Here is an 11,000-nt window from a genome sequence, read left to right on the forward strand (position 1 = left end):
TCATCAGTATAAATAGTATTTCTCTCACTTTCTATATCCTTACTCTCTCCTATAACAATACCTTGAGTGCTATTAGGAGCTTTAGGTTTAGCTTTAAAACTTGGAGTAAAGATAATATTCTTTTTTAATAAAGTTAAAGTATTAGAATAAGATTTACTTAAATTTAAATCTTTTAAATTTAAATGACCATTCGTATTAATAGAATTAGCTAAGATGGCATCATCAATTAAGATTTGAGTATTAGCAATAATAATAAAGTCTTTAAACAAAGAAGCTTTATCTTGTTTTTCTTCGTCTTGATTTTTTATTTCTTCTTGATGATTAAACTCCTTATAATTTAAAGTGATAAAATCTCCTAAGCTAAGATGATAAATATTACTTTTTGCTAGTAAGCTTTCATTTAATACTAAGGCTCTTTTTTCTTTAAGAGAAGGCTTAGTCTTTAAATCAATGCTTTTTGTAAAAGAATATTCACTCTCATAAAAATGTTCATTATAATAAGCTTTGTTATTAAGTTCTTGTTCATAAGGAACTTTACTAGAGTGTAAAGATAAAAGATTTAAAGGAGTATTGGCATTAATACTAGAATGTGTAAAAGAATTAGTTCTTAAACTTTGCTCTTTATAAATAGAAGAAATACAAGCTTGATTTAAAATATTATTAACATTAGGATTATACTCAATTTCTTTATTTTTTACATTTTTATATACATCACAAAAATAAATAGTGTTCTCATCTTCATAAAAAAAGATTCCATTATTATGGCTTAATCTTGTAATAAAGTCTAAATCACTTTCATTGTATTGAGAGATGAGTTCTTGTTCTTCATAATTAAAATGTATATTAGAATAATCAATTTCTTTATGTAAGATATCTTGATAAAAACCAAGGGTTTGTTTAATTACTTCTATAATATTAGTATGAGTATAAATACGATTGGCTTTATTTAAAGAAAGTCTTATCAAGACTGATTGAAGCTTAAAAGAAAAAAAATGCTTGTATTGTATTTGCTTAGTATTTGAAGTGCTATCATTAATATTTAAAGCACTTTCATGATTAATACCTAGATATTTTATATAAGTGATAATTCCCTTATAGTTTTTTACTTCATTGTTATCAAAGTTTAAGGTATTATTCTCATAAGGATTATGGATACTTAAAATAGCTTCTTGATCGATTAAAACATTAGGATGAAAATTAAAATCTTGACTTAGATTAAATAAGCTTTCATCTAAACTTTCAAAAAAACCTTCACATTCTATAGAAAAAAGTTCTTCAAGACTTTCTTTGATGATGGCTTTAGTGATTTTAAAGGGTAGGGGATTTGAAGTAGAATTTGATATATTAAGACTCATAAAGGAATTTGAGGCCATTTTTTCTCCTTAATGTGGTAATAAGATTTATCAAATACAAAGCTTATAAGTGTGATTAAATTTTTATTTATATTTTTTTTGTAAATATTGTAGCATAGTTGGGGTAAATTTGAGTGTGTTTTATGATTATGAATATTTATTCATAAAGTTTCATATATACTATGGTGAATTTTTTTTGCGTGTTTCCTAAGATTTTTGCCCAGCCAAGTTTGGCGGTATTTTCTTCTCCTAACACAAACTTCATTTCTGAAGAATAGTTGATTTTAAGATATAAATCAACACAAAATTCATTATTTGTTAAAAACATTATGCTATTTTTTAAATCATCATGTTTAGTTCCATTGGGCATAAATTTAATCGCTTCTTGATATGAAATATCTTTTATATAAATTGCTATTTTATTTTGATAAGAGGTAAATTTATCACCTAGTATGAAATTACTCCCCAAGGCATGATTTTTTACGCCCAGTTTATTTCTTTGAGTATCAGAGATTAAAATTTGGTGAGGCAAATTTTCAATGATTGATAATTTGTCTTTTAGTTTAAAATTAACTTGCAAAACTCTTTCTATATATGTTTTTGGACGTCTTAAGCTCAATAATAAAGGTGCAAATGGTAAATATTTTTTTGCAATATCGTATTCTTTAATTCCTAATATATTAAATAAAATTTGAGAAATAGAGTCTTTAAAATTATCATTAAAAGATCTTGGATAATTTTTTAAGCCAATAACATCGAAAAATATCCAAAGTAAATAGTGATTAAAAAAATCAAAAAATAAAGTCCAACCTTGTTCTCCATCTTCATTTCTGGATAATTTATCTAACATAAATGAAGGAAGTTGTGAGGAAACTCCATGTAAGCCCATAAAATTTACAAATAATTCTATAAATGATTGATCTGAAAAAATAATTTTTTCTAAATCTTTATTTGGATGCTTTAAACTTTTATTGGTTCTTAAAAATATATTTTTTTTCCCATAATTTTTTTCTAGCTTTCTTATAAGTTTAAAAAAACTATATGAAGTTGGATCATTCATATTAAAGCTTTTTTTCCAAAAGAAGCAGGATAATGCAGAATTTCTTTTGAATCAAGACATTTTATCTTTAATTCACAAAAGGAATTAATGCTAGCAAAAGATGCTAAAAATTTGGATATAACTAATCCTAGTAAATAGACTTCACCTAAAGTATAAAACTTAGAATCCTTAATACTAAAAATAGCCACTGTTCCTTTTTTTGTAATATTTTCATCAATTAGATAAGTGCTTTTGCTTTGAATATCAACTATAGATTCTTTTAAAAGTTCATAAGATTTCCAATTTAACTGATTATCTAAAAAACTATAGCTTTCTAATACACCAAAAAAAGCTTTTCTACTTAATATGGTTTGATAAGAAAAAGATAATACAGAAACAAGTTTCCACAATAAATTGCCATCAACGCTGCATCTTCTCGCTTCACTTGGAATTTCGATATTTTTAGTATCAACACCTTTTAAATTACAATTATTAATATCTCCTATTTTTAATCTTGAAGGCAGATCTCCATTGGAGCATAAAAGATCAATGCTTATAGTTTCATCCATTAAATAAGAGGAGAAAAAGGAAATTTCGCTAAATACTTCTCCTTTAGAATTCTTTTTAGTATTTATGCTATAAAAGTCTTTTTGATTATCTTTTAAAAATTCAAAACGTTCAAAACTCTTATAGTTTTTTAATAATCTTTTACCCCCTTCGCTATTGTGTGCTTTAACTTGCAATGTTTGTATAATCTCATAAGCTTTAGGTTGGCTTCTATCAACAAAAATTCGATAACTATCTTTTTTATGATTATTTATAAGAGGTTCTGCGCTTTTTGCAAAGATATTGATAATAGGCGTCATACTTAAAGAAAACAATTCTTTTCTAAATATGCAATTTGCAGGAAATGGTTTAGAGAATTTAAATTCAATATTAATTGTTCTTCCTTGGCAATTATTTAAAATATCTAAGTTATTAATTCTTAGAAAATTAAATTTATGGGGCATAAAAAAATATTCCCTTAACAAAGAAAAAGCTTCAAAGCCTAAATCATTATAAGATAAACTACTTTCATCTGGATTTAATCCTATTTTTTCAATATCGTAAGTATTAAGAAAAAATTCTTCATCAGTTTCCAAACATTGAATTTTTAATTCTTTCAAATAAGAATGTATATATAATAATAAAGTAGTAGACATGTAAGTATCGTTACCTAAATATAAATTAATTTTTTCTAAGCCCAAATCACTTATTTTTGTTTCTGCTTTATCTATTTGTAATTTTAAATTAAAAGTATAGTCTTGGTTTTTACTTGATGCAAAAACCTCATTTATCGAAATAGGGTAAAGATAGACATCATAAACAGTTTTAAATTCACAAATGCATTTATCTATAGGTTTTGATTTAACAACGGTTCCTTTTGGAATAGTAAGTTTATTTTCTTTGCTATTTTGTTCAAGTTTAAATTCTTGCATACATAATGAGGGTATGGGATTTGTATAGTTTGGAGAAACTATATTGATTAAAGATTCTGCAATATGCGGGATATTTTCATCAAGTTCTTGGTGAATTTTAGAACTTAGGATGGCTAAATTTTCAATAATTCTTTCTACATCGGGATCTTTGCTATTGTAAGCTAAAAATGGAGCTAGTTTTGGATAATTTTTTACAAAATGTTCCCTAGTTTCATATAGATATTCAAGCTCTTTTTGATAATAAAAGATATTATCTTTCATTTAACCTCACAATATCTATTATTTTTAAAAATAATTTCTATACTAAATTCCTTAAAACGATCCTCTTGAAAAAAACATTTTACAATAAAAGAAAGTTGCCAAGGGCTTAAGCTATTATCATAAGTAATAGAAACAACTCGTATTCTTTTTTCATAACTATCAATTAACTTTCTTATTTCCTTAGCCATTGATATGCATAATTCGCTAGAACTAAGATTAATGTCAGTCATATTTGGCATCCCTAAATCTTTCGCGGTATAACAGTCATTAATCTTAGAGTTGAGCAAAACTTTTATATTATTCTTTACATCCTCAAAATCATTTTGATAGAAAGGAACATGAGTATTTTGATCATCTAGCTCATGTATTAACTTATCGAGTAGAGACATTATTCTTTATCTAATTTTCCTACTAAAGAAAGTTCAAAATTACCACCCATATATTTAAAATGAGGTCGGACGCTTAGTCCTATTTTATACCATCCTGGCTCTCCTGGTATATCATCAACTTTCACTTGTGCTGCTCTGAATGGACGACGACTTCTTACTTCAGAAGGTGGATTTTCTTGATCGGAAATATATTGTCTAATCCATTCATTAAGACCATTTTCGATATCGCTTCTTTCTTTCCAGCTCCCTATTTCTTCTCGTTGTAAAACCTTTAAATAGTGCGCCAATCTTGAAATTAAAAAGATATATGGAAGCTGAGTTCCTAGTCTATAATTTGTTTCAGCTTCTTTACCTTCTGGGGTATTTTGAAATATCTTTGGTTTTAATGGAGAATTTGCTGAAAAAAATGCTGCATTATTACTATCTCTTCTTAATGTTAAAGTTATAAAACCTGCTTCAGCAAGTTCATACTCTCTCCTATCTGTAATCAAAACTTCTGTAGGTATTTTTGATTGTATAGTTCCAAAATTTTCATAAAGATAAGTAGGCAGATCCTTAACAGTCCCTCCACTTTTTGGTCCTATAATATTTCCACACCATCTATATTTAGCAAAGCTTTCTGTTAATCTTGTGCAAAAAGTATACGAAGAATTAGCCCACAATAAATGATTATGCGAAGCATGAACATTTTCTTTATAGTTAAAGCTTTTAATAGGGTTTTCTTCAGGATCATAAGGGCTTCTTGCTAAAAATCTTGTCACTAGTAAGCCTGTATATTTAGAGTCTTCATTTTCTCTAAAAGTTCTCCACCTTGTATATTGAGGACCTTCTAGCAAACCTTGCAAATCTTGAATATTCGCAAGTTCAGAATAATCATCAAGCCCAAAAAATTTTGGTCCAAAAGATGTTAAAAAGGGAGAATGACTCATAGCCGCAATACTAGCCATTTTATTTAAAAAAGTCATATCAGGACTTGCTGATCCAAGTTGATAATCTCCAATGATTGCTCCTACAGGCTCTCCTCCAAATTGTCCATATTCTGAAGAATATATATTTTTATAAACAACGCTTTGTGTTATATCTGGATTGTTTTCAAAATCCTCTAAGGCTTCTTCTTTTGTTATATCAAATAGGTCGATTTTTATATTTTCATTAAAATCAGTTCTTTCAACCAGAAATCTAAGTCCACGCCAAGTAGATTCAAGTTTTTGAAATTCTTCATTATGTAAAACTTCATCCATTTGTTTTGAGAGTAAATGGTCAATATGGGCTATCATTTCATCAAGTGCAAATTTATTGATTTTTTCTTCGGCATTATCGCTTTTTACAATTTCTGAAATAAATTCAGCAACACCTCTTTTGGCAATACTATAACTTTCATCAGTTTTAGAGTATTTGCTTTTCTCCATAATTTGTTCAATAATTGGCGTATCAATTACTTTGGTATTTGCCATTTTAATTTCCTTGCTCTTCTTGTTTAATTTCTAAAAGTAACTTTTCTTTAGTTTTTTCATTTTTTAACGCTTCTAAAACAGCTTTTCTAAAATCAGGAATATTACCCATAGGACCTTTTAAAGCCATTAAAGCTTCTCTTAGCTGCAATAATTTGTTTAACTCAGGTATTTGTTTAGCTAAGCTATCTGGAGAAAAATCCTTCATACTAGCAATATTGAGCTTAACATCAAGCTCTTCAGCTCCTGTTCCAAGAGTATTTTTTACGCTAAAACTCGTTGTTATATTGAGTTTTCTCATAACTTGATCAAAATTGATCTTGTTAATTTGCAAAATTTCTCTTTCTTCTAAGGGGGTTTCGTTTTTTCCTTTTAAATTTGCCATTACCATTAATTTTAACGGCAGCTCCACATCCTCATTTTGTCCATTAGTTTTAGCTTTATATGTAATATTAATTCGTTCCTTTGGAGCATGAGATCCATCTGACATTTTAAATCCTTAAAAATAAAAATTTTAGCTTAATTATTATATTAAAATTTGCTAAATTTAATCTTGCATCATTTAATTTTATTTTTTGCGTTTTCATATTCTTCGGCTAGATAATCTTTTAGTAGAGTTTTTTCCATTAACTCTACTAAGTATATATTTAAAATTTTAGAGTTCTTTTTCATTCCTTTTGATTCAAAAATTTTTACCATATCTAGCAAGGAATTAATATTATTCATAATAGAATTATTAAAATTTTCTTTATCAATATTCATCAGCATTTGCTCAAAATCTTGTAATGTATGTTCTTTGTCAGTTTTTTTACTTGAAAAAAAACTTTTTTTATTTTCTTTGGATTTAACAAAATATTTATAAACTTCTTCTTTGCAGATAAAATCACCATTTTGAAAACGGAGAAGTTCAATAGTATCAAATTTAGAAATAAAATCACTTGTTAATATTATAAGAATGTCTAATTGTTTATTTTTTTTCTTTTTTTCTAAAAAATCACAAAAGAGTTGTACACCCTCTATCCAAAAAGGATTTAAAATAAGTTCATGCATAAAACATTTAATATGTTCTATATCATTTTCTTTATCAGAAAGTAATATGCGAATTATATCTGCATCAGGTTTTCTTATTTTAGTAATTTTTTCATTATTACATTCAGGCAAACACCTGATTTTTCCCCACATTGCTTGGGTGAATAAAGCGTAGATATTGAGATTATTTTCATCCTCTTCTAAAAGCTCAAATGCAAGTTTTTGATAAAAATTTTTATATTCTCTCTCGTTTAAAGAGTTAATATTATCGCTTCTAATGTTTACAGATACTTGAGTTACAGGAGATTTTGGAAGTTGTGGTGCAACTTGAGCAATTTCAATTTTTGCAAAATTGCAAGATAGTAAATTTTCAAATTCGGAAAATAAAGTAATAAATTGATTAACAATCTCAGATGATATAAGCACTTTTGTTTTATTGTATTCTTGAATAAAATTTTGAATAAAATTTTGAATTTTTCGCTTTTGAGCTAATATATAAGCATTATTTTCATCTATAAGTTTTTTTAAATGTTGAAAAAGAAGCAAAAGCTTTTCAAAGCATTCTTCATTGTTTAAATTAAAACACGATAAAAGAAAATAGTTGCAAATTTTAAAATTTAAAGAATGATTTAATAATATAAACTGAGAATATTGATAAACTTTATCCCAAGAAATATTTTCATGGTTTAAAGTCTTATATTTTGACATCTCATCTTCAAGTAACTGAAATTCTTGTAGTTCATCTAAATTATTTTTCAATTGATCGCAAAAATACATTTAATTCCTCCAAAAATTTGCCTCATTATAATTAAATTTTAAAAAATATTATGTTAATTTTTTAAAAAATTTACTCAATTAATCATAAATTATATATTCTAAGATAGAAAGGATACTTTAGTTTCATGTTTTGTAAAAAAAGTTTATTTTTTTTATTGCCACTATTCTTTTGCGCTTGCTCAAGTGTTGTTAGTGTTAAGATAAATAATGTAGAGAATTCCAATCTTAATAATAGACATGATGATGTTCCTGTTACGGCTATTGTATATCAACTTAAGGATATTAAAAAATTTGAAGAAGCAAGTGATATAGATTTGGCTACTAGAGAAGAGGGGGTACTAGGCAAGGATAAACTTGATTCTATTAAAACGCAAATTGCACCTAAAGACAATATTATCGCGGTTAAAGTAGATGAAGAAGAGGTTCCTTATGTAGGCATTCTTGTATTATTTGCAAATAATACAAAAAAAACAACAAAAATATGGGCAAAGACCGAAGATGCAAATGGGTTTGGGAAGAATAAGTATTTAAAATTTGAAATATCCAAAGAAGGTATCAAAAGAATTAAATAGGAATAATATATGGCAAATAAATTAAAAGTTGCTTGGTTTGATGGACTTAATATTGGACAAACCCATTTTGAGCAGCAAGAAAGATTTTTTAATAGAAATATAGATCTTAAAACTATAAATATATATAGTAATTTATATGGAATAATAGACTTGGAATTTTCTCAAGAGATGTTATTGCAAGGAAAAATTGCACTTTCTAAAATTTCAGGTATCGCACAAGATGGAAGCATTTTTAATGCACCTGAGCAAGATTTGTTGCCTGAGCCTATTGAAATCAATTATGAATCTTTAATTGATTCAGTTGTGGTATTAAAAATTCCTATCGGAGTTACTGATATTGCTGATTTATCTTTAAGAAATACTTTTCCAAATTCAAAGTTTATATGTCTTAGAAATAGTATTGCTTTAAGAAATTATGATGATTCAAAATCTAATGTAATGGACAAAATTGAAGATGAGTACGAACTTGAAAATCTGACTTTTACGCAAGAGAAAAAAGATTTACTTCTTGCTAGTTTAAGATTAAAACTTGGCATTTTAGGTAATTCAACTCCTGATGAACTTGAATTACCAATTGCAAAAATTAAAAATATTGATATCAATAAAAAAATTGAATTAGAAAGTGATTTTATACCCACTTGCTTAAATATCAGCAAAATATCTACCATAAGATCCTTTTTGGAAGAAATTATTTTTTCAATCAATCAACATAAAAAAGTTCTATCTAATGTTTTTAAAGGAATCGATCAAACAAAAAATACATTGGATTTTAGCACTTTTTTATCCCTTAATCTTTTAAAAAAATGGTATTTAATATTTTCACATCTATCAAAAAAAGATAAAATACATCCTGAATTTTTATACGAAAAATTTTTAGAATTTCAAGGAGAGCTTGCAGCTTTTAGCAACGAAGAATCTTTTTTAGATTTTATTCCTTATAAACACGATAATCTTTATAATACTTTTTTAAATATGATGAATAATCTAAGATTGTTATTTTCTAAAATCACAAGCCCTAAATATTTTATAGCTAAGACCAGTATTAATGGCAATGGTTTTTATGATTTTATTTTTGATAATTCGGGAATTTTAGAAGAAAGTGAAATTTATTTCGCAATTCGTGCAGATGTTACTACAGAATATCTACTTAATAATTTTAAAATTCAAAGCAAGATACATACTCAAAGTAAAATTAAAAATATAGTCGCAACTCAGCTTGAGGGCTTAAATGTAGATCAAGTACCTAATGTTCCATCTAGCATTCCTTATTTAAATGGTTATGTTTATTATAAATTAGATAAAAGAGATCAACTGTTTAAAGATTTTAAAAATGAAAGTATCATTAGTATGTACTTGACCAACAATATAAAAAACCCTGATATTATAATGTGGGCGGTATTTCAATGAAAGAAATAAATGAAGAAAAAAAGGCATTAAGCTTACTTCTTGATTCAGATTTTGATGGTTTAAAAAACAATAAAATTATTGATTATTCTTTGGAGTTGCTTTTGCTTTCTTATAGACTTTCAAAAATAAGCTCTATGGATACAAGTAGTATTAATCAACTTAGAGAAACATTGATTAATAAAATTTTAGATATAACCGCTAAATTAAGTATATGTAAAGAATATGATGAAAAAGAAATTATTAAATTCAAATATTGTCTTTGTGTCTTTATAGATGAAAGCTTAATGAAAAATGAACTTTTTATTAATTTTTGGGCTCACAATACTCTAACTGTAAGGTTATTTGATGAAACTTTAGGTGGAAATAATTTTTATGATATTGCATCATCTTGGATTAATAACCCTTTTAAGTTTAAAGATTTTTTGGAATTTATCTATGCTTGTTTGATTCTTGGTTATAAAGGAAAATATAATGAGACTAAGGATAGAGATGAAAAAATAATTCATTTTTGCAATAATATTGCCACATCTTTAAAACCGGTTTATAAGATAGAAGAAGAGTTAGCTTTTAATAAAGCATATAAAACTGGTTTGAAAGAAAATATTTGGCAAAAATTTATAAGATTGTATTTTAAAAAACTTATTATCGTTGTGCCAGCATTGATTATATTAGGAGTATTAAGCTATGCAATTTTCAATTTAGAAACCAATAATCTTAAAGTGGATAATAATATATCCGTATTGATAAAAAATTTAACACATATAGAATAAATATACTAAATTTTTAAATATCAATTTATTTGTTATGAGTAAAATTAAATAAAAATTATTTTACAGCTAGAATAAAAATCAAATGCAAAACCTATAAAAGGATAAAAATATATGAAAAAACAAGCTCTATTATTTTAATGATAAAGAAAAAGTTATACTGCTAACACTAAACCACAAAATTACATCTTAATTTTAATAAAATAGAGAATCTAAGGAGATAACCCATGACATATATATTACTTCTTATTATAATTTCTACTATTCTTTCTTATCTTATATTAAAATTTATTTATAAAATCATCTTTAAATCTACAAAAAGCGTTTCAAAGTTTTTAGTCTTTCTTGGAGGTATAGGCTTAATTATCTTTTATTATACTCCTTATTCTTATTATTTAGAGCCTAGTTATTGGCAATTTAGGAATATGTGTAAGTTAAATGAACTTCCTAAAGTATAATAAGATTCTAGGGTATTTTG

The 11,000-nt window shown here is 26.1% G+C and carries 11 protein-coding genes; 4 read left to right on the forward strand and 7 right to left on the reverse strand.

The features are described from left to right. From AJ932_RS00165 to AJ932_RS00195, 7 genes are all read right to left on the reverse strand, one after another. Positions 1-1,373 (reverse strand): contractile injection system protein, VgrG/Pvc8 family (locus AJ932_RS00165; protein ID WP_186820405.1); only part of this gene is annotated, 1,373 nt, incomplete at its 3' end. A gap of 136 nt (positions 1,374-1,509) precedes the next feature. Beyond that, positions 1,510-2,412 carry a type VI secretion system baseplate subunit TssG gene (gene tssG, locus AJ932_RS00170; protein WP_002881829.1) on the reverse strand — a complete coding sequence of 301 codons (903 nt, stop codon included), beginning with the start codon at positions 2,410-2,412 and terminating at the stop codon, positions 1,510-1,512. Beyond that, positions 2,409-4,130: a type VI secretion system baseplate subunit TssF gene (gene tssF, locus AJ932_RS00175; RefSeq protein ID WP_044779647.1), complete on the reverse strand. Its 1,722-nt coding sequence runs from the start codon at positions 4,128-4,130 to the stop codon at positions 2,409-2,411. The genes tssG and tssF overlap by 4 nt, the downstream gene beginning before the upstream one ends. Beyond that, entirely contained in the window at positions 4,127-4,519 is a 393-nt protein-coding gene (gene tssE / locus AJ932_RS00180; protein WP_070261436.1) for a type VI secretion system baseplate subunit TssE, read from the reverse strand. The genes tssF and tssE overlap by 4 nt, the downstream gene beginning before the upstream one ends. Then, on the reverse strand, positions 4,519-5,973 hold the full coding sequence (gene tssC / locus AJ932_RS00185; protein WP_070261435.1) for a type VI secretion system contractile sheath large subunit: 1,455 nt from the start codon (positions 5,971-5,973) through the stop codon (positions 4,519-4,521). Before tssC ends, tssE begins: the two co-directional genes overlap by 1 nt. A 1-nt stretch (position 5,974) precedes the next feature. After that, positions 5,975-6,460, reverse strand: a complete 486-nt coding sequence (tssB, locus tag AJ932_RS00190; protein ID WP_002881833.1) for a type VI secretion system contractile sheath small subunit — start codon at positions 6,458-6,460, stop codon at positions 5,975-5,977. A 68-nt stretch (positions 6,461-6,528) separates the two neighbouring features. Continuing rightward, positions 6,529-7,776 carry a type VI secretion system domain-containing protein gene (locus AJ932_RS00195; protein WP_070278747.1) on the reverse strand — a complete coding sequence of 416 codons (1,248 nt, stop codon included), beginning with the start codon at positions 7,774-7,776 and terminating at the stop codon, positions 6,529-6,531. 125 nt (positions 7,777-7,901) lie between these two features. Here AJ932_RS00195 and tssJ point away from each other — a divergent pair, with 125 nt between their 5' ends. From tssJ to AJ932_RS00215, 4 genes are all read left to right on the forward strand, one after another. Beyond that, positions 7,902-8,348 (forward strand): type VI secretion system lipoprotein TssJ, encoded by a 447-nt coding sequence (tssJ, locus tag AJ932_RS00200; RefSeq protein WP_002779659.1) that lies wholly within the window; start codon positions 7,902-7,904, stop codon positions 8,346-8,348. 9 nt (positions 8,349-8,357) lie between these two features. Continuing rightward, positions 8,358-9,755: a type VI secretion system baseplate subunit TssK gene (gene tssK, locus AJ932_RS00205; protein ID WP_002779660.1), complete on the forward strand. Its 1,398-nt coding sequence runs from the start codon at positions 8,358-8,360 to the stop codon at positions 9,753-9,755. After that, positions 9,752-10,525 (forward strand): type IVB secretion system protein IcmH/DotU, encoded by a 774-nt coding sequence (gene icmH / locus AJ932_RS00210; RefSeq protein ID WP_002881837.1) that lies wholly within the window; start codon positions 9,752-9,754, stop codon positions 10,523-10,525. Before tssK ends, icmH begins: the two co-directional genes overlap by 4 nt. Before the next feature lie 224 nt (positions 10,526-10,749). Next, positions 10,750-10,980, forward strand: a complete 231-nt coding sequence (locus tag AJ932_RS00215) for a hypothetical protein (protein WP_070278745.1) — start codon at positions 10,750-10,752, stop codon at positions 10,978-10,980. Positions 10,981-11,000 lie beyond the last annotated feature (20 nt).

This window comes from Campylobacter sp. BCW_6873 (assembly GCF_001762365.1).
Classification (GTDB): Bacteria; Campylobacterota; Campylobacteria; order Campylobacterales; family Campylobacteraceae; genus Campylobacter_D; species Campylobacter_D jejuni.

Excerpts from the sequence above, each read along its gene's own strand:
- tssG (WP_002881829.1), bottom strand. The coding sequence starts at position 2,412 with ATGAATGATCCAACTTCATATAGTTTTTTTAAACTTATAAGAAAGCTA.
- tssF (WP_044779647.1), bottom strand. The coding sequence starts at position 4,130 with ATGAAAGATAATATCTTTTATTATCAAAAAGAGCTTGAATATCTATAT.
- tssE (WP_070261436.1), bottom strand. The coding sequence starts at position 4,519 with ATGTCTCTACTCGATAAGTTAATACATGAGCTAGATGATCAAAATACT.
- tssC (WP_070261435.1), bottom strand. The coding sequence starts at position 5,973 with ATGGCAAATACCAAAGTAATTGATACGCCAATTATTGAACAAATTATG.
- tssB (WP_002881833.1), bottom strand. The coding sequence starts at position 6,460 with ATGTCAGATGGATCTCATGCTCCAAAGGAACGAATTAATATTACATAT.
- AJ932_RS00195 (WP_070278747.1), bottom strand. The coding sequence starts at position 7,776 with ATGTATTTTTGCGATCAATTGAAAAATAATTTAGATGAACTACAAGAA.
- tssJ (WP_002779659.1), top strand. The coding sequence starts at position 7,902 with ATGTTTTGTAAAAAAAGTTTATTTTTTTTATTGCCACTATTCTTTTGC.
- tssK (WP_002779660.1), top strand. The coding sequence starts at position 8,358 with ATGGCAAATAAATTAAAAGTTGCTTGGTTTGATGGACTTAATATTGGA.
- icmH (WP_002881837.1), top strand. The coding sequence starts at position 9,752 with ATGAAAGAAATAAATGAAGAAAAAAAGGCATTAAGCTTACTTCTTGAT.
- AJ932_RS00215 (WP_070278745.1), top strand. The coding sequence starts at position 10,750 with ATGACATATATATTACTTCTTATTATAATTTCTACTATTCTTTCTTAT.